Origin of the sequence: Corallococcus silvisoli, assembly GCF_009909145.1 — a bacterium.
In the GTDB taxonomy this organism is placed as follows: Bacteria; Myxococcota; Myxococcia; order Myxococcales; family Myxococcaceae; genus Corallococcus; species Corallococcus silvisoli.
Window position 1 is genome coordinate 171,994 of sequence record NZ_JAAAPJ010000013.1, and the last position, 18,155, is coordinate 190,148.

18 protein-coding genes are annotated in these 18,155 nt (G+C 68.7%); 9 read left to right on the top strand and 9 right to left on the bottom strand.

Annotated elements, in window-relative coordinates:
• Window positions 1-6 precede the first annotated feature (6 nt).
• Window positions 7-1,350 (bottom strand): S41 family peptidase, encoded by a 1,344-nt coding sequence (locus tag GTY96_RS38365; RefSeq protein ID WP_161666070.1) that lies wholly within the window; start codon window positions 1,348-1,350, stop codon window positions 7-9.
• A complete protein-coding gene (locus GTY96_RS25485) occupies window positions 1,337-1,846 on the bottom strand; it encodes a MarR family winged helix-turn-helix transcriptional regulator (protein WP_201756381.1) in 510 nt (169 codons plus the stop codon). The genes GTY96_RS38365 and GTY96_RS25485 overlap by 14 nt, the downstream gene beginning before the upstream one ends.
• A 181-nt stretch (window positions 1,847-2,027) precedes the next feature.
• On the opposite strand from GTY96_RS25485, the gene GTY96_RS25490 reads away from it, so the two are divergent.
• Complete coding sequence (locus GTY96_RS25490) at window positions 2,028-2,636, top strand: hypothetical protein (RefSeq protein ID WP_161666072.1); 609 nt, start codon at window positions 2,028-2,030, stop codon at window positions 2,634-2,636.
• A 19-nt stretch (window positions 2,637-2,655) separates the two neighbouring features.
• Window positions 2,656-3,213 carry a hypothetical protein gene (locus GTY96_RS25495; protein WP_161666073.1) on the top strand — a complete coding sequence of 186 codons (558 nt, stop codon included), beginning with the start codon at window positions 2,656-2,658 and terminating at the stop codon, window positions 3,211-3,213.
• A gap of 55 nt (window positions 3,214-3,268) precedes the next feature.
• Here the strand turns inward: GTY96_RS25495 and GTY96_RS25500 are convergent, their stop codons facing one another.
• Window positions 3,269-4,192 carry a LysR family transcriptional regulator gene (locus tag GTY96_RS25500; protein ID WP_161666074.1) on the bottom strand — a complete coding sequence of 308 codons (924 nt, stop codon included), beginning with the start codon at window positions 4,190-4,192 and terminating at the stop codon, window positions 3,269-3,271.
• A 104-nt stretch (window positions 4,193-4,296) separates the two neighbouring features.
• Here GTY96_RS25500 and GTY96_RS37855 point away from each other — a divergent pair, with 104 nt between their 5' ends.
• A complete protein-coding gene (locus tag GTY96_RS37855) occupies window positions 4,297-4,740 on the top strand; it encodes a DUF4437 domain-containing protein (protein ID WP_161666075.1) in 444 nt (147 codons plus the stop codon).
• A 16-nt stretch (window positions 4,741-4,756) separates the two neighbouring features.
• Here GTY96_RS37855 and GTY96_RS25510 read toward each other — a convergent pair whose 3' ends face one another.
• On the bottom strand, window positions 4,757-5,551 hold the full coding sequence (locus tag GTY96_RS25510) for an intradiol ring-cleavage dioxygenase (protein ID WP_143905489.1): 795 nt from the start codon (window positions 5,549-5,551) through the stop codon (window positions 4,757-4,759).
• Window positions 5,552-5,805: 254 nt separating this feature from the next.
• On the opposite strand from GTY96_RS25510, the gene GTY96_RS25515 reads away from it, so the two are divergent.
• Complete coding sequence (locus GTY96_RS25515; protein ID WP_161666076.1) at window positions 5,806-6,213, top strand: DUF3224 domain-containing protein; 408 nt, start codon at window positions 5,806-5,808, stop codon at window positions 6,211-6,213.
• Between the two features lie 34 nt (window positions 6,214-6,247).
• Here GTY96_RS25515 and GTY96_RS25520 read toward each other — a convergent pair whose 3' ends face one another.
• Window positions 6,248-6,955: a hypothetical protein gene (locus GTY96_RS25520; RefSeq protein WP_161666077.1), complete on the bottom strand. Its 708-nt coding sequence runs from the start codon at window positions 6,953-6,955 to the stop codon at window positions 6,248-6,250.
• A 319-nt stretch (window positions 6,956-7,274) separates the two neighbouring features.
• Window positions 7,275-7,760, bottom strand: a complete 486-nt coding sequence (locus tag GTY96_RS25525) for a DUF1772 domain-containing protein (RefSeq protein WP_161666078.1) — start codon at window positions 7,758-7,760, stop codon at window positions 7,275-7,277.
• A gap of 78 nt (window positions 7,761-7,838) precedes the next feature.
• Between GTY96_RS25525 and GTY96_RS25530 the strand changes: the two genes are divergently transcribed.
• From GTY96_RS25530 to GTY96_RS25545, 4 genes are all read left to right on the top strand, one after another.
• Window positions 7,839-8,627, top strand: coding sequence for a helix-turn-helix domain-containing protein (locus GTY96_RS25530; RefSeq protein WP_161666079.1), 789 nt, complete (start codon window positions 7,839-7,841; stop codon window positions 8,625-8,627).
• Between the two features lie 105 nt (window positions 8,628-8,732).
• Window positions 8,733-9,788 carry a hypothetical protein gene (locus GTY96_RS25535; protein ID WP_161666080.1) on the top strand — a complete coding sequence of 352 codons (1,056 nt, stop codon included), beginning with the start codon at window positions 8,733-8,735 and terminating at the stop codon, window positions 9,786-9,788.
• A gap of 691 nt (window positions 9,789-10,479) precedes the next feature.
• Complete coding sequence (locus GTY96_RS25540; RefSeq protein WP_161666081.1) at window positions 10,480-11,448, top strand: endonuclease/exonuclease/phosphatase family protein; 969 nt, start codon at window positions 10,480-10,482, stop codon at window positions 11,446-11,448.
• Between the two features lie 179 nt (window positions 11,449-11,627).
• A complete protein-coding gene (locus GTY96_RS25545; protein WP_143905503.1) occupies window positions 11,628-12,455 on the top strand; it encodes a glycosyltransferase family 2 protein in 828 nt (275 codons plus the stop codon).
• Between the two features lie 36 nt (window positions 12,456-12,491).
• On the opposite strand, the gene GTY96_RS25550 is transcribed toward GTY96_RS25545, so the two are convergent.
• The 3 genes from GTY96_RS25550 to GTY96_RS25560 form a co-directional block, all read right to left on the bottom strand.
• Window positions 12,492-13,019, bottom strand: coding sequence for a BTAD domain-containing putative transcriptional regulator (locus tag GTY96_RS25550; RefSeq protein ID WP_255442649.1), 528 nt, complete (start codon window positions 13,017-13,019; stop codon window positions 12,492-12,494).
• A gap of 49 nt (window positions 13,020-13,068) precedes the next feature.
• Entirely contained in the window at window positions 13,069-14,181 is a 1,113-nt protein-coding gene (locus GTY96_RS25555; RefSeq protein ID WP_235685849.1) for a DUF1521 domain-containing protein, read from the bottom strand.
• A 160-nt stretch (window positions 14,182-14,341) separates the two neighbouring features.
• Window positions 14,342-15,751 (bottom strand): hypothetical protein, encoded by a 1,410-nt coding sequence (locus GTY96_RS25560; protein ID WP_161666082.1) that lies wholly within the window; start codon window positions 15,749-15,751, stop codon window positions 14,342-14,344.
• A gap of 254 nt (window positions 15,752-16,005) precedes the next feature.
• On the opposite strand from GTY96_RS25560, the gene GTY96_RS25565 reads away from it, so the two are divergent.
• Entirely contained in the window at window positions 16,006-18,051 is a 2,046-nt protein-coding gene (locus GTY96_RS25565) for an AsmA family protein (protein WP_143905508.1), read from the top strand.
• The last annotated feature ends 104 nt before the right edge of the window (window positions 18,052-18,155 follow it).

The window sequence follows — 18,155 nt, forward strand, 5'->3', positions numbered from 1 at the left end:
ACGCGCTCAGCTCCGCGAGAACACCAGGGGCTCGGGCTCCCCTTCCCAGAACAGCTCCGCGGTCTTGCCGGTGAGCCGCACCCGCAGGTGGTCATTCCCCTCCACCGCGAACAGCCCCTCCGCCGTCAACGGCACCAGCCGGGCCTCCGGACGCTTCCCGCGCACGAGCCAGAGCGCGCCCTCGCGCAAGGTGGCCACGACCTCCCCGAAGCGGCCCGCCAGCGACTTCATGCGGGCCGGGCTCACGGACACCGGCTGGAGCCGGGCCTCCAGCGCCGTCCGCGCCCAGGTGTACGCGGCGAGCTGCTGGGGCGCGACCCCAGGGGCCGCCATCAACCGCTTCAGGGCCCGGAGCTGGGCCACCTCCAGCGCCTGCGCGGGAGGGACCTCCACGTCCGGGGCGATGCCCACGCCCTCCCAGTTGGTCTGGCTGACGGCGTGGACGGGGTAGCCCTCCGGCACGCTGAGCATGAAGCACGGCGCGACGGGCACGAAGCCGTTGTTGTTCGCGGCGCCCGCGGTCCTGGCGCCGATCAGCTCGCCCAGCTTGAACTGCTGCACGTCATAGGCGAAGTCCTCGCCCGCGGACGCCACGCCACGGTCAATCAAGACATACAGCGGCTTGCCCATCAGCCGCCCGGCGGGGACATGCGCCAGCGTGCGGGACTGCGCGGGCGGCGCGTCAGCCCGGTGGAAGGTCATCAGCAGGGTGTCCTCGTCCAGGAAGTGGCTGACCAGGTACTGCACCGCCGCGGCGTGGCCGCCGCCGTTGCCCCGCAGGTCGATGATGTACGCGTCCCCGCCCTTCAAGAACCGCAGGGCGTCGTCGTAGGCCACGCCCGTCTCGTCCCGCGTCCAATGGAAGCCGGAGATGCGCAGGAGGCGGACGTTCCCAGGCAGGACGCGCAGCTCGGTCAGACCGTAGTGCTCACGCAGGCCCCACTCTCGCATGAACGCGTCGTCATCCCGGCTCCCCGCCGGGGCGGCCTTCGCGGCGGCGTACCTCGCGGGCTCGTTCACGAGGAACAGGTGCAGGTCCTTGCTGGACTCCTTCAGGTCCTGGGTGATGCGCTCCGCCAGCAGGGCGGGCGAGTCCACGTCATAGCGCCCCGCCTTGCGCGACTGGCCCAGCCGCTCCAGGACCGCCGCGCGCTTCTCCGGGAAGGCATAGGCCGTCCGCACCGCCTCCTCGACCCCCGCCAGGGCCGCGTCGCGCTCCGCGGCGGTGAGCCGGGCACGGACGGGGCCTTCGACGCGCACGGCGGGCGCCGGCGGTTGTGCCAGGGCCGGAGCGGCGCCCGACAACAGCAACATCATCACAGCGGCGAAACAGCGGTCAGACATCTTCATCCAGGTCTCCAGATACGTCCGAGTCATCCCAATGCAAGGTGTCGCCAATGCGGGCCCGCAGGCCGCGCCGGTCGAGGGCCTGCTCCAGGCCCTCCAGGTCCGCGAGCAGCGTCGGTGCCCCTTCCGCGAGCACCTGGGTGGCCGCTGCTTGGATGGCGGCCCACAGCGGCGCCAACCTCCGCGCCGTCTCCCGCCCCCGGGCGGTGAGCTTCAATCGCTGGCGCCGGCCGTCCTGCGGGTCCGCCTCGCTGGCGATCAACTTCTCGCGCTCCAGCGCCGTGCGCACCTGGCTCACGGCCGCGTGCGTGATGCCCAGCCGCTGCGCCAGCTCCCCCACCGTCAGGGGTCCTGCATCCCGCAGCGACGTGAAGACCCCGTACCACCTCGGCTCGAACCGCTCGCCCGAGGCCTGGTAGGCCGCGTGGACATCCCGGTCCAGCCGCTCCACCAGCCGCCGCAGCCGAGACCCAAAGGCCCCAGCCCCCTGTCTGACCACGTCATCCATAAATCCGTAAGTACTTACCCATTTTGCCATTGTCAATGGCGGGGCCCGACACACGCCAGGGCGGAAATCCGTGACACGCGTGTCACGCCTGAGCACCCCGGACGGTGTGTCAGGCCGTCTCTCTCCTCTGTGACTGTGTGTGGCACCTGCCTTGCTCTGTCAGCGCCCCACCATGAGCCGATCCGGTCCGTCTCCCTCCTTCGAAGCGTCTCCTCCGGTCTCCCGCCCCAGGTTCTGGGCGACACGGCTGCTGTTGTTCGTGGCCTGCGTCAGCGTGGTGGCCACCTCCGAGCCCGTCTCCGAGAACGTCCTGTCCGAGGAGTACGTGGGCGCCCCGCTGAGCATCTCGACCGAAGCACCCAAGGCGGTGCGCCGCCTCATCGTCCGGGCCTCCGCGCCGAAGCCTCCCTCCAAGGAGGTGGAGGCGGAGATGACGGCACGGGTCACGGCGCGGTGGCGTCCCACTGATCCCAGCCAGACGGCGAGCCCCTGGCTCCGGGTGTCCCTGGTTGACACGTCGAACGACTACGCCATTGGAAGCAAGCTCGGCGTGCTGACGGAAGCAGAGCCCGTGACGGTGGAGGTAGAGCCATCCACGAACCTCTCGACGTACTGCGAGCTGGACGAAGGCTGTGAATGGAGCGTGGACCTCACCCTCGAAGTGCAGCCCAACGCCGCCCCCGGCACGGTCGAGTTGGAGTGGACGACGCAGGCCCGGGCGCGGGTGGTGGGCACCTCCAGCACCCCCAAGGGCTTCACCGTGACCGTCTCCGAGCCCTGAACCTGGAGTCGAAAACCCCATGCGAATCCCCATCCCTTCCTGTGCCCGGCACCTGCTGCCTGCGGCCCTGCTGCTGCTGACCCCCGCCTGCTTGAACATGAACAGCTGGGCGGAGATGGACTCCGAGGCCCAATCCCTCACCCTCATCCCAGCCGAGCCTCACGCCGAAGCGCGGCTGCACGTGGTGGCCACCTCCCGGGCGGGCAAGCGCGCGAAGCTCTCCTACATCAACCTCAACTTCGACATGGAGCAGTCCTGGCGGCCACAGGAGACAGACGCCCCGGCGGTCCAGCCCTGGTACCGCGTCAGGCTGGTGGATGAGCGCGACGGGCACGTCGCGGCCGAAGACATCCTCGCCTTGACGGAGCCGAACAAGACGTACCTCGTGGGCCTGCGCCCCGAGTTGGGCTTGGAGGACAAGGAGATCGAGCGGTTCGAGGCCACCTACCGGCTCGAGTTCGACCGGCAGGGGCCGCCCTCCGAAGGTCCCATCCAGATTGGATGGAAGGCCCATCTGAATGCGCTGGCCGATGAAGACGATGTGAAGGACATCGAGCTCACGCTGGCGACACCCTGACGGCCGCCGGCAGGACGTTGGATGTGGTGGCTCCCCCTGCCGAATGGGGGAGCCGTCACCGCGCGCGCTTGCGCCGGGGGGAAGGCGGGGGTTTCGCGAGCAGCTCCGCCTGGGCGGCGATGGTCCGCGCCAGGAAGTCCACCACCGCGCGCACCCGCGCGTTGTGGGCCAGGTCCTCGTGGAACACCAGCCATACGGTCCGCTCCAGCTCTGGCAGCGCATCCCGGAGAGGAACCAGCTCAGGGTGCAGGTGGCCGAAGTACGCCGGCAGCAGCGCCACCCCCAGCCCTTCGCGAGCAGCCTGGAGCAGCCCCAGGATGGACGTGAGCCGCACCGGCACGGTGGCCTTCGCCGCGTGCACGTCCAGCCACTTCGACTCCGGCCAGCGCCGAGAATCCTGCGCGTACCCGATGACGGCATGCCCCTGGAGCCCCGCGTCCAAGCGCACCGGCCCCCGGCGCTCCAGGTACGCCCGGGACGCGAAGGGCACGACGCCAATGGCAGCCACCTTCCGGGCCCGCAGGGAGGCTTCCTGGGGTCGCACCAGCCGGATCGCGACATCCGCGTCGCGCCGCACGAGCGACAGGGACTCGTAGCCGGAGAGCAGGTGCAACTCGATTTCGGGATGCTGCTCCTGGAAGGCCGCCAGCCACGGCATCACGTTGTGCACCAGGAAGGAGTCCGTGGCCGTGACGGTCACGGGGCCGGAGGGGCGCAGGTCCTCCCCGCTGGCCAGCCGCTCCACGCGCAGCGCCTCCGCCTCCACCGCCTCCGCGGCCGGCAGGATGCGCAGCGCCACCGCCGTGGGCCGGAAGCCCGTGGGCGTGCGGTCGAAGAGCCGCGCCCCCAGCTCCTGCTCCAGCACGGCCAGCCGCCGCCCCACGGTGGTCTGGTCCACCTTCAGCAGACGCGCCGCCGCGGAGAGGTTCCCGCCCCTCGCGATGGCCAGGAAGTACCGCAGGTCGCTCCACTCGGGCATGGTCTGCATTCTCGCAGAGGCACCCTGCGGAAACGGGCATTTTCGCAGACCCTCTCCCCTCGCCATCCTCCCCGGCGTTTCCTTCCACCGAGGAGTTCGCGCCCGTGAAGACCCTTCCCAAGCTCGTCGCCGCCGTCGCAGTCGTCTCCGCGTTCACCTTCGCCGCCGCCAAGGGCCGCGAGGCGGCCACGTTCCAGCAGACCGCCTACGACAAGCTCGCCTGGACGGAGCTGATGCCCGGCGGCCCCTCCGTGCACGTCCTGTGGGGCGACATGAAGAAGGGCCCGTACGCCCTCCTGATGAAGTTCCCCGCCGGGTTCGACTCGGGGCCGCACACCCACTCCGCCGGCTACCACGGCGTGCTGGTGAAGGGCCGGATGACGAACATCAGTGAAGGTGCCACCGGGGCCGGCCCCGTCGAGGCCGGCAGCACCTGGGACCAGCCTGGCAAGGTGGTGCACCGCAACCAGTGCGCGGCGGACGCCGAGTGCGTGATGCTCATCGCCCAGGACAGGCCATTCGACTTCGCCCCAGCTCCCGCGAAGTAGCCCGAGCGAGGGTGCGTCAGACCTGGATGGGCACCACGAGGCTGGCGGAGTAGCCATCCGTGGTGTTCCCCGTCACGGTCGCCAGCTGCCTGGACACGCCGTCGCTGAAGACGTTGTCGCTGGAGAGGGAGATCTGGCTGAGGTTTCGGACGCTCTGCGAGTAGCCCGAGGTGGCGAACACCTGATTGCAGACGTCCTCCGGCAGGGCCAGCTGGGACGTGGCGACCTTGTTCCGGGAGGAGTTGACCGAATCCAGGGAGGGATAGATCTCGAAGTGGATGTGCGGCCAGCGCCCGCTGTAGCAGGCGGGGAAGATGCTGGTGAAGGACACCTTGCCCTCTTCGTCCGTCTGCTGCACGCCGCGCAGGTAGTTCTCCTGGGTGACGCCGGACGAATACATCGAGTACAGGCCCGCGCGGTCGCAGTGCCACAGGTAGATGGCGTAGCCCCGCAGCGGGGTGCAGCTGTCGTTGCTCGCGACCAGCGTGAGGGTGACGGTGAGCGGGACGCCCTGTGCCACGCCGGTCGCGCCCGCGATGCTGGAGCGGATGTCGCCGCGGACGATGCCCGACAGCACCAGGGCGTTGGCCCCGTTGGAGCCGTCGCCGGGATAGGGGCCGGCCGTCTCCTCGGGGATCCTCGAGCATCCCGAGGCATCACCGCCGCCGGTCTCCGAGCCACCGCAGCCGATGAGGGGGATGAGGCTGCTGAACGCCATCCAGCGCAGCAGCTCCCGCCGGTCCGTGCGCGTCGCCAGGATGCGCAGGTCCTCCTGGAGCCCGTGGTGGTGATTCCGTTCGTCGTCGCGCATCTGTGTGCACCCCCTGTGAACGTCCCTGACGCTAGGGGAAAGGTCTTAAGCGAGTCCTAAGCCGCTCCAGGTGACGCCTTTTTGCAATCCCGAGGGAGGGGTCCTGACGTACCTGTCGGGCTCCTCGATGAGGGAGCAACCGGATGGCGCAGGCCGCAAGGAAGAGGCTGGCGTGGGGGCTGTGCGCCGTGGTCTTGCACGGCTGTGCGGGGGCCCAAGCCACGGTGCCCCATGAACCCCGGAGCGAGACACCCATGACGAAGCGTGCGAGTGGCCCTTTCGACGTCAAGCTGACCCCGATGGCGCCGGAGGCAGGAGCGGTGGAGGCGGCCCCGGGCCGGATGACGCTGGACAAGCGCTATCACGGAGGGCTGGAGGCCACGAGCCAGGGGCAGATGCTGGCGGTGCGGTCCCCGGTGGAGGGTTCCGCGGGATATGTCGCGATGGAGCGCGTCAGCGGGACCCTGGACGGACGGAGCGGCACCTTCGCGCTCCAGCACTCCGGGACGATGACGCGCGGGGCACCCCAGCTGGTCATCACCGTGGTACCGGACTCCGCCACCGGTGAGCTGGTGGGGCTCGCCGGGACGATGACCATCGACATCGCTCCGGGAGGCCAGCACTCCTACGCCTTCCAGTACACGCTCGCCGGGACGCCGTGAGCCTGGCGCCCGGGAGCGCGTATCACCAGCGCGCTCAGGGCGCGCAGTAGCGGACCGCCTGGAGCGTGTGTGACTCCGGGCTCTGGGTGGACGTCATCACGAGCGCGCCCATCCAGTTCTCCGGCAGCTCCTCCAGCCGTACCCACTGCGAATAGCGGTGCAGCGACAGCGGCGCGGGCCCGGGTGTCCAATCCATCGGGCTGCCACCATGCCCCAGCCCCCAGAACCGGCCCCACCAGTCGAACATGGAGCCGCCTCCTTCAGGAGCCCTGAACTCGGAGAGCCACCCCACCTGGAGCCTGCGGGATGTCGTCGCGACACCGAACCAGGGCACCTCGCCCGGAGTGGTCACAGCCAGGGTCTGTGTGGTCACTTCACCGAAGAGGTTCCCCAGGACCCTGATGGCTTGGGTGCCGCCCTGTTGGCTGCGGAGCACCATGACAGGGGACTCCAGAGGGCCTCCTGCTCCCGCACCCAACTCCACGAGCTCAGCGTCTGGATAGGCGTCCGACGAGAAGGTCCGCGGCTCGCCGACTGGATTCAGATCGGCATCGAAGCGCTGGAGCCGCAACACCCCCTGCTGCGGGCTGTCCACTCGCTCGAGGACCAGCACCAGGAAGCCCCCATCACGCAGCCCCATCACGGCCTGGGTGATGAGAATGGTTCCGTTGTCGAGCGCCTGCATCAGGACCCGTGGTGCGACCATCACCTGCCCGTCCAGGTCCGTGAGCGTCCCCGACATCACTCGTCCGCCGTGCCCGACACCGGTCACATTCCGCCAGGTCGCCAGCACTCGCGTCCCGTCCGCCGACACAGCCGCCCTCGTGACCCTGTCCCATACGGGCTGATCGAAGAGGAGCATGCCCTCCGCGGGCTCGCCCTCCCGCGCCACGGGACGCCCCTGCTCATCGAGATCAGCCATTGCATCCTTGCTTCCATCATCCCAGCATTGACGGACCGGATATCCGTCTCGCTGCGGAACATGCTGAGTTCAACTCATATTATCGCGCTCCCCCAAACGACTGACATCACCATCAAGGCGACAGGCAATTCAACCTGCCTCACCGGGGCACCCGAACCCACGACAGCGCCTGGAGCGCCGCGAACCAGGCCCCCGCGACCAGCGCGTGGCGCAGGTGGTTCGCCCGGGCCCACCGCATCGCGGTCTCCACCGCGCTCGCCGAGTCGGACGCCTGCATCAGCCGCACCATCGTAGGGATGAAGTACGAGAAGGTCAGCAGCCGATCCACGAGCGCGACCAGGGCCGCCGCCAGCCACCATGAGCGCAGCGGGCCCGTGGCGTGCGCGGCGAAGAAGAGGCTCGCCAGGGTGAGCAGCGTCAGAGGTCCCGTGCTCACGAAACCCCAGAAGCGCCGCCCCACGTCGTCCGCGCGCGCCGCCTCCGAGGACCAGCGCGCGCCAGGGATGTCCAGCCACCGGGGGAGCACGATGCGGTGCTCATAGAGACCCGCGCCGAACGCGATGCCCAGGTTGACCACGAAGAGCCACAGGAGGACTTCCGCCACCGACAGCTTCAGGTTCATCATGGCCACAGGATGCGTCCCGGGGGCGTGAGCGTCTTTCGTGCCCTTGTGCTGTCTTTCAAGTTCCTGCGGTGTTCCTCCATGAATTCCCGCCACGCCCTCCTTCAACAGATTGGCGCCGACGTCGTCCGCTTCCAGGAAGCCTCCGCCGAGTTCGATGCGGCCGTCGGCGAGGTGCTCGCGCTCGGGCACGCGGAGCTGGCGTGCCTGGCGCAGCTTCACTTCGGAGGCCCCGTGCCGCTGAGCGCGGTCGCTCGGGGCGCCGACGTGGCGCGGCTGGAGCTCGCGGGGTACGTCCAGCGGGAAGGCACCGGAAGCCGCGGGCGGCTCGCGCTCACCGGACATGCCCGTGAATGGATTGAAACCCTCTGGGGCCCCCTCCAAGCGGATGGACTCCAGCTGATGGCACCCCTCCCAGAGGCGGACCTGAAGGTCATCGCCAGCTTCCTGACCGCGGCGCGAGCGGTCCAGGACCTTCACGCCGCACGCCTCGCGAAGCTGCTCCAGGCGCCTGGGGGCTCGCGAGCGGCGCGCAGGCGAGGCGGGCTCTCCGCCGCGGCGCTCCACCGCGTGAAGCTCTTCGTTGAAGCGCACCTCGCACGGCGGATCCGCGTGGGGGAGCTGGCTCAGCGCTCGGGCCTGAGCGTCTTCTACTTCACCCGGGCCTTCCGGCAGTCCACGGGGATGACGCCACACGCCTACGTGCAGCAGCGGCGGGTGGAGCGGGCGCGCGAGCTGTTGGGCCAGTCGACCCGGTCCCTGGGAGACATCGCGCTCGAGGTCGGCTTCAGCTCGCAGAGCCACTTCACCACCGTCTTCCGCCGACTCACCGGGCTGACGCCCGCCCTCCTCCGGCGCGCGGGGCGTTGAGGGCCGGGCGCGCGAAGATCCGGCCCGGCGGGCGTAGAAGCGGGTGACCGGCGTTTTCACCGGGATTTCCGGCGGCTGAGTCCCCTCCTCCCAGGTTCCTCCACCATGCCCCGACCCAAGAGCCCTCTCGTCTGGATCCTCCTCGCCGTCGGAGGCGCCTGCGCCCTGTGCTGTACCGGCACGTTGGGGCTCATGGTGCTCGGCCTCCTGGGCGGCGATGCCACTCCGGGGGCCGTGGCCACCAGCCCCATGAACCGGGCACGTGCCGGCACCCGAGGCGAGCCCGGCGGCTTCGCGTTCGACGCGCCACCGGGATGGAAGAAGCTGGAGGACGGGCGGTTCATCCTCGAATGGGTCGACCGCGGCGACACGCTCGGGGTGGAGGCGCTCCGGCTTCCGAGCGTGCCCGGACTCGACGACGGCGAAGGCAAGCTCGCACGGCTGTGGCGGGAGCGCATTGGCGCGGACTGGAACGACGTGAAGCCCAACCCGCTGGCGATGCGGCGCTTCGTGACCAACGGGGCGTGCGCCTACTTCACCGCGGCGGAGGTGCGCTCCAAGACAAACAACCGCTCCTTCCGCGTGAGCCTCTATCTGGTGGAGGCGGACGACCGCCTGGAGCCGCTGGTCTTCATCCAGAGCTTCATGACGCCCGGTGGGATCGCCGAGTCCCTGTCGGCCTCCTTCTCCTGGAACGCGTCCTACCCCAGGGTGGAGGAGGCGCTGAAGGGCGTGCGCGGGAGCCCTGTCGGCCTGCCGCTCGTGGATGACGAGGAGGTGGTGGGAGACTTCCTCTACGGCAGCAGCACCTCCACCCAGTGGGTCAATGCCTATACCGGTAGCGCCACCATGACGGCGGTCTCCTACAGCGCCGAATACAGCTTCGGCGCGAACCACGCGTTCCAATACAAATACGCGGGCGCGTCGGGCCAGGTGGGCGCGATGAGGTTCGGCTCCGAGGACGACCAGGGCACCTGGAGCGTGAAGCATGACGTGCTGACCGTCGCGGGAGCGAAGCGGACACGCCGGTTCCTGCTCGTCGGAGCCGCGCGAACGCCAGAGGGCAAGCGCACCCTCTATCTCATGCCTGAGCACCCGGGCTGGTCCCTCTCCCCCGGCGGCATCGCCCAGCATGCCGAGCTGTACGTGGCCAAGGATTAGACACGAAGGGCCCGCCTTCGGTGGGTGCGGGCCGTGATGCACCGAACGGAATACGCATCGACCCGGCTTCCTGGGCAATGACGAGCGTGATTCCAGGCGGAGTCCCCTCCAAGAGCGGGCGACACCTCACGCCCGGTGCGCTCCGCATTCTGGATGCCTTCCGCACGACCAGCCCCATGAGTTGCGTCCGTAACACCTGTCGGAGGACGCCGGGGTGTCGCGTGGGCGTTGGATTCAGCGCGAGCCCCTGGCCCACCACTCGCCAGGAGGACAAATGAAGTCGGTCGTAGCGCATGAAGGGTTTGAGCCTTGTCGTCGTCGATCCCTGCTCCAGGCCTTGCTGATTCCTTCGGCGGCCCTGGCGGTTCTCCTGACGGCGGAGACAGGGTGGGCGGCCTGCAACGATGGGGTCAAGGCGTCCTGCACTGTCATCGGTGATGATTGCCCGGGAGAGAAGGTCTGCGACGGTGGGATCTGGAGCGAGTGCACGCCCACGCTCTGCCACCCACCGCCGGCCCTGACACCCGTGCTGCGCTCGGAGGGACTGGGAACGGGGAACGAGCTCTACTCATCCGCCACGGGCCCCACGAGCACACGCTCCTTCGTCCATGCACGAACCTTCACGGTCATCGCGACAGCGAACGCGGGCCCGGCCGTGAACATGCTGCGGCTGTCAGGAAACGTTGACGTCGTGTGCGAACTGGGAGGAACGGAGTCCACCTTCCGCACGCCCTTCTTCCAGGACGTGGTCGCGAGCGGGACCACCGCCGGACTGACGCTCTCCCGGACCTTCAATACGTCCGCCGCGGTGTGTCCCACCACCGCGGCATACCGCCGCACCGCGGTCCGCTATGAGATGGCCGCCACGATGTACGCAGCGGATGGACGGGTTGTGTCCACGTGGCCCGCCAAGGCGGAATACCTGCGGCTCCTCAAGTTCATGAGCTGGAACATCCATCACGGCGTGGGCACGGACTCCGTGCTGAACCTGCAGCGAATCTCCAACACCCTGCTGGCATCCGGCGCCCACTTCGCGGGCTTCCAGGACGTGGATCGCCACTGGTCAGGGCGCAGTGACTGCCAGGACCAGCCCGAACTGCTGAGGCAGCAGACGGGGATGAGTGTGCTCTACAGCCCCAGCCTCGACGAGGGCGCCAATCTCTTCCAGTGTGGCCTGGGAAGCCACCGGCAGTATGGCAATGCGTTGCTCAGCCGGTTCCCCATCACCTCGAACTCCATCGGGTTCCTGTACCATCCGGATGGGTTCGAGCGGCGCAGCGTCCAGGCGGCGGTGGTCACCATCGGCGGGACGCCGCTGACCCTCTTCTCGTCCCACCTCCAGCACGGCTCGACTGAGAACGACAAGCTCGTCCGCTACTTCCAGGCGCTGGAGCTGGAGGACTTCATCGGCAACTTTGGCGGCCAGCCCAAGTTCCTGATGGCGGACCTCAATGCCGAAGAGAGCACCTGGGAACTTCAGCCGATTCGCGATGCCCTCCAGGACTCCTGGTTCGCGGCGGGCAATGCCTCGCGGAGTCGAATCGACTATGTCTTTTCGTCGCCCCTCCCCGTGAGCCGGGCCTTCTTCGTGGACACCCTCGCGTCCGACCACCACGCCTACGTGAGCTGGATCAGCCTGGAGCCCACGAGCGTGCCCTGACCCGGAGCCCGCGGGGGGGAGGTGACGAAGATGCTCCGGGGGACCGGGGTGGGCTAGCATCCGCCGGCCATGAAGGGCCTCCCTCCCGCGTCCCCCCGCCTCGCCCTCCCGGGGCGTGCGCCGTCCATCCCTCCTGGGAGCGCGCACGCCGCGACAGGATGGGAAGAGGGAGGGAACAGGTGAGGCTCTCCGGCTTCGTGATTCACGGCAACAACCGGGACACCCTTCCACGGTGCCTGGAGGGGCTGCTGTCCGTCTGCGACGAGGTCGTCGCGCTGGACTCGATGTCCACGGACGGCTCCACCGAAATCGCGACGCGGATGGGAGCCCGCTCGGTGTCGTTCCCCTGGGCGGGCTACGGCGCCGCGAGGGCCGCCGCGATCTCCGCGCTGGGCCCGTCCGACTACGTCTTCTTTCTCGACTCGGACGAACACCTGGAGCCCGAGTCCATCCAGGCCATCCGGGACTGGAAGGCAACGGAGCCTCGGGACCCCGTCTACCGCCTGCCCCGGCATGACTGGGCGGAGGTGGAGGGCCGCCGCTTCCTCTACCGGACCGAGTGGCGCGCGCGCCTCATCCGCCGGGATGTCGCGGTCTGGCGCCCCGAGATGATCGTCCACGAGGCCCTGCCTCGCATGCGCGCGCTGCGCATCCAGGCCCCCATCGAGCACCAGTTCGCGACCTCCGTCTCCTGGCGCTCCGCCAAGGAGGAGCGCTACGCGATGCTGTGGGCCGTCATGGCCTTCGCCGAGGGCCGGCGACTCAAGCCCGCGCTGATTCAACGCCCCGTGCACGTGCTGCGCGATGGGCTCCTGCACGGCGCGCTCTGGCGCGGAGGGTTCGCGGCCTTGAAGCTCGCATGGGTGGTGGCGGGCTATCACGCGGCCAAGTACCGCTACCTGCGTGAGCTGCGGCAGGGCCGCCACCCCGAGCTGATCCAGGCCTTCCGGGAGCAGCGCTATGGGGAGCTGTTCCAGAAGATCCGGACCGGCGAACTCACCGGGTGACGGAGCGGGCCCCCTGGCGCGCGGCGCCGCGGCGGTCTACCGCTTCGCTGCGGAGCCGGCCTTCGCCTGCTCCGCCTGCTTCTTGAGCGCGAGCAGCGTTCCACGAGCCCGCTGGGTGGAGCGGCGGCGCAGGGCGGGGTCGTACTCGATGGCCCGGCCCAGGTCCTTCAGCCCCTCCGGCACCTTGCCGCGGCGCAGGAGGATCTCCCCACGGCCCACCAGCGCGTCCACGTTGGTGCTGTTGAAGCGCAGGGCCTGGTCATACGCCTCGAACGCGTCATCCACCCGGTCGACCGTCATGTACGCGGCGCCCAGCTGCGCGCGAAACACGGTGTCGTGCGGCGCGGCGGCCACCAGGCCCTCGAAGATCTGCAGCGCGACCTTCACGCGGCCCGCCAGCAACATCTGGTGGCCGGTGGCGGCGTACTTGTAGAGCCGGTCGTTCGACAGCCCGAGGAACTGCCCGAGCGTGACCTCGCCCCGGATGAGCCCTTCCTCCAGGGACGGAGCATCCTTCGGCGCATCTTTTGGTGCGGCCTTGGGAGACACGGGCTTGCGGCTCACGGACACCTCATCCGGGGGCCCCGGAGGGCCCCCTTCCAGGGGGTTGCGGTCAGACGAACAGGTTGCGCTTGACCATATCATTCAGGCGGCCGACGTCGTCGAGCGCGCTGAACATGGTCTTCACGCTGTCGAAGGCCTTGGTGATGGCCTTCGCGTGCTCGTCCTTGTCGTACTTGCCCAGGTCGTCCTTGCCCGTGAACGGGTTGAAACCCAGCGACTGCGTGTTGCCCAGCGCGTTGAACGTGCGGGTCACGGACTCCGTGGCCTTGGTCAGCGCGTTGTCGCGGGTGGTGTCGAAGGTCGCCTTGTTGAACGTGGCCGAGCTGGTCTTCCCGTCCGAGCTGGAGATGGCCTTCTCGCTCAGCGTCATGAAGTCGCCGGTCTTGAACTTGTCGACGGTGCCGTCGTTGCCGGTCACCTCGCGGCCCCCGTAGGACCAGGAGGCCGTGGAGTCACCCATGTTCAGGCGGTCTTCGAAGTGCTTGGTGGTGAAGTCCGCGGAGACCTCCCAGCCATCCTTCTGGATGGTGCCGACCTTGCCCTTGCCCTTGTCGATGTCGGTGACCTGGATGTGGTCGTCGCCGCAGGTGATGTCCAGCTTGCCCGTCACCGTCATCCCGTTGCCGTACGGCACGGTGCCCACGTGGATCTGCGTGCCGTCACCCAGCACGAAGGTCGTGTCGCGCTTGAAGTCGAACTTGCCGCCGTCGCTCTCGTCGACGTGCGGGTCGCCCCAGATGCGGGTGCTCTTGCCGTCCGGGCCGGAGATCTTCCACTCCTGGGTGCCCAGCTGTTCAATCTTGTAGCCGCCCGGCGTGGTGATGACGCCGTTGTTGTCGACCTTGAGCTTGTCGGCGGGGCGCATCTGCGCTTCCCACTTCGGCGCCTCGGAGGGGAAGGCCCCGTTCGTGGTGGCCCCCTGCTGGGTGTCCGCGGGCGCCTGCTGGCTGGTCACGAACGCGCTGCCGTCCGGGGTCTTCGTCGTCGACGCAGGCTGCGCCGAGGCCTGCTTCAGCTGCGCCTCGATGAGCTTCAACGCCTCGTTGGCCGTCGACTCGATGAGCTTGAGGTTCTTCGCAAGCTCCGCCTCGCTCAAGCCGGGAGCATTGGTGGCGCTCTGCAGGACGCGGGTGCTGCTGCCGGTGGAGGTGATACCAGCCATGATCTTCCCCTCGGTGTTGGGCGCCTGCGAGGCGCCGGATATCTAACTGAGGGTTATCCCTCCGGGGCGATCAGAAGTTGTGCCTACATGGTGAATTCCACCAGGGCGGAAAACCGGGCGCGCCGCCTCCCGGGGTGAGGCCGGCGCCACCCAGGCCGGACTACCAGCCCTGGTTGTCCAGGGCGACGCGCAGGCTGGTGAGGAAGGCGTACTTGATGGCGGTGGCGCTGGCCTTGTCCTTCACCATGTCGTCCGCCATCTTCATCCAGGCGGAGACCTCCGAGGAGCTAGGAGGGCGGTAGCTGCTGCCCAGCACCTCGTGGAGGGCCTCGTCCAACACGCGCATCAGCGTGGCGCGGTCCGTCTTGTCCAGGCCGTCGCGGGCCTCGCGCATCATGGAGGGCAGCGTGTTCTTCACGCCGGACGCGTTCAGCTTGTTCTCGTCCACCAGCTTCTTGGCCTCCCCCTCCCAGCGGGACAGCTCGCCGGCGCTGGGCTCGCGGCCATAGGTGGCCTTGAAGGCGTCCTTCGCCAGGGTGCGCAGCGTGGCGGCGTCCGTCTTGTCCAGGCCGTCGCGCACCTCCCGCATCATCCCGGGCAGCGTGTTCTTCACGCCGGTCGCGTTCAGCTTGTTCTCGTCCACCAGCTTCTTGGCCTCTCCCTCCCAGCGGGACAGCTCGCCGGCGCTGGCCTCGCGGCCGAAGGTGGTCTTGAAGGCGTCCTTCGCCAGGGTGCGCAGCGTGGCGGCGTCTGTCTTGTCCAGGCCGTCGCGCACCTCCCGCATCATGGAGGGCAGCGTGCTCTTCACGCCGGTCGCGTTCAGCTTGTTCTCGTCCACCAGCTTCTTGGCCTCTCCCTCCCAGCGGGACAGCTCGCCAGCGCTGGGCTCGCGGCCGAAGACGGACTTGAAGGTCTCCTTCGCGAGGCCGCGCAGCGCGGCGGGGTCTGTCTTGTCCAGGCCGTCGCGCACCTCCCGCATCATGGAGGGGAGGTTGTATTTGATGGAGGTGGCGTCCATCCCCTGCTCCGCCAGCTTCTGGGCTTCGGCGGTCCAGCGGCTCAGCTCGCCCTCCCCTGGAGCCCGGCCGAAGAGGCTCTTGAACGTCTCGCTCGCCATGGAGCGCAGCTCGGCGGTGCTCGGCTTCACCGTGGAGCCTGACTGGATGGCCTTCAGCTTCTCGATGACCGCGTACTTGATCTCCGTGGCGCTCTTGCCCTTACCCGCAAGGTCATTCGCGAGCGCGATCATCTCCTTGCGCTCGTTCGAGGACGGAACGCGCCCGATCTGACGGTAGGCCTCGTCGACCTTATTGGTGAGCACGTCCGGCCTGGGCCGGCTGTCTGGCAGCAGCGGCCCGGTGGGAGCCGCCTTGGCCTGCGGCGTCGTGACGTACTGCGTCCGGGCCACGTCCGTCGGCGCCGCCGCGGTGGGGGCCGCCACCGCCTGCGCGCTGGTCAACTCCTGCAACCCTTGGAGGAACTGCAGCTCCATGGCCTGCGCAGACGGGGCCGCCGCCGGCGTCTGGGTATTGGAAGGAATGGCACTGAGTGGACGCTCGCTCACCTTCATGGAATCTCCTCTGGAATGGAAAAGCGGGCCCCCCGCCATCTCAAATCATCCAAGAATAGCCAGAAAAGTTGCCATGAATGCCAGCCCCCTGTCTTCTGTCGTTGCCGCAACGACAGTGCGCCCCGGACATACATCCCAGGAATGGGGGCAAGGCATGCGGGCGGAGGGACCGCAGGTGTTCGCACGCGCGGCCTGCTGGGAGTCTGGCTTCCCGGAGGCACCACGGCGGCTGGGAACGCCCAACTTTATGGGCCATGGAGAAGACAGCCCGCCCCCATCGCCATGCATTGAAGTGGGCGCTCGGCGCCATCGCCGCCGTACTGGTGTTGGTCGTCGGTGCGCTGGCACTGAAGTCCACGTGGATCGCCGAGCGCCTGCGTGGAGAGCTGGAAAGCATCGCCACCCGGTCGCTCGGCCGCCAGGTGAGCGTCGGCAAGCTCGAAACCCATTGGTTTCCGAAGCCTGGCGCCACGGTCACGAACCTGCGGGTCGAGGGGGCAGCCAATGAACCGCCCTTCCTGGAAGCCTCCCACGCGACGGCGACCGTTCAGCTCTGGCCGCTGATCCGGAGCCTGGGCAAGGACGTGCGCGTCGGCGCGCTGAAGCTGGACCAGACGAAGCTGAACCTCGTGCGGCACAAGGACGGGACGTGGAACTACGAGTCGCTCGGGGGGCCGCCCAAGCCTTCGCCGGCTCCCTCGCCGGGGGCCTCCGCTTCTGGCCGGGAGACGCTCATCGAGGACCTTGAGATCCGCGATGGCATCGTGAACGTGATGGACCAGCAGGCGACCGGTGGCAATGCCATCGTGGCGCTGCGGGACATCGACGTGACGTTGAAGGGCCTGGGGCCGGGCCGGGCGCTCAAGGGCTCCTTGAAGACGGCGCTCGCCGCGCCAAAGCAGAACGTGGCGGTGGACTTCAAGGTCGACCCCCTCCCCGCGGGGAAGATTCAGCCCGGACAGCCGTGGCCCCAGGTGACGATGCGCCTGCGTGGCAAGGACCTCTCCGTGAATGCGTTCCGGGACTTCCTGCCTCCAAAGGCAGCCAACTACTTCACCGGAGGCCAGGTGGACGTCAACGCGGACGTGAAGACCGAACAGGGCATGTACACGCTCGTCGGCCAGGGGGCCGCGAAGGCGCTGAAGCTTCGCGGTGAGCCGGCCAGCGGCGCGTTCACCTTCGCCTCCCGCGTCGACCCGGCCCATGTGAAGGCGGCGAAGGTCGACTTCACGCGGATCTCGCTCAAGGGGCCGGGCATCGACCTCGCGGGGAGCACTTCGGTGTCGATGGCGCCGATGCACGTGCGCTTCGCGTTCCAGGGGCAGGAGCTCGACCTGGGACACCTGCTGGGCGCACTGCCCCCCTCACAGCCCCAGACGCAGACCCAGGAAGCGACCTCCTCCACCGCGCTGCCTGCCTCGGTGCGCACGGGGCTCGCGAAGGTGGACGTGGGCGGCACCATCAAGTTCGCGAAGGTCCACCACGGCACGCTCGAGGCGACGAACGTGGATGCGCAGGCGAAGCTGGATGATGGCGTGCTGCTCCTCCAACACGGGAGCGCGACCGTCTACAGCGGGCACGCGGACCTCAGCGGGACCCGGGTGGACCTCACGAAGAAGCAGCCGGAGTGGTCGCTGAAGATGGCGCTCACCGGGATGGACACGGCCCAGGCCTTCCAGGCGCTGTCAGGGCACCCGTCCCTGAAGGGCAAGGCCAGCGGCCAGCTTCAGCTCACTGGTACTGGCGTGGATTGGGACCAGACGCGCAACACCATCACCGGAGAGGGGAACGTGCAGCTCCGCGACGGGGCGCTCACGACAGCGAGCCTGGGAGACAAGGTCACGCCAGTCCTGACGCAGGGACTGACGAGCTTGGGGCACAAGAACACGGCGGGCACGGTCGCGAAGACAGCGCAGGGCACGCAACTGAAGGACCTGAACGCGCAGTTCCGGGTCCAGGGTGGCTGGGTCGCGTTCACGAAGCCAATGGCCTTCGAGTCTGACATTGGCAGCGGGACCGTGGATGGCCGGGTGGGTCTGGATGAGCGGCTGGACCTCAAGGGCACCCTCAACGCTTCGGAGGCCTTCGTCTCCGGAATCACCCACGGCGCGATTCCCATCAAGGCTCCCGTCGCCATTCCGCTGACCATCACGGGCACGATTGGCTCACCGGAGGTGAGGCCGGGCAGCCCGCTGAACATCGCCCAGGGGCTGCTGCCCAAGGTGGGGGGCGGCAACCCGGTGAACCAGGCACGCAAGGGCCTGGGGGACCTCTTCAAGCGGCCCCAGCCCCAGAAATAGGGCTCCGCGGCACTCCTGATGGGTCGGAGAGACAGGGCCTCATGGACGCGCCCGCGCGGGCGCTCGGCTGATTTTTCTGGGACGGGGGCCGGCTCGGTCCCTCC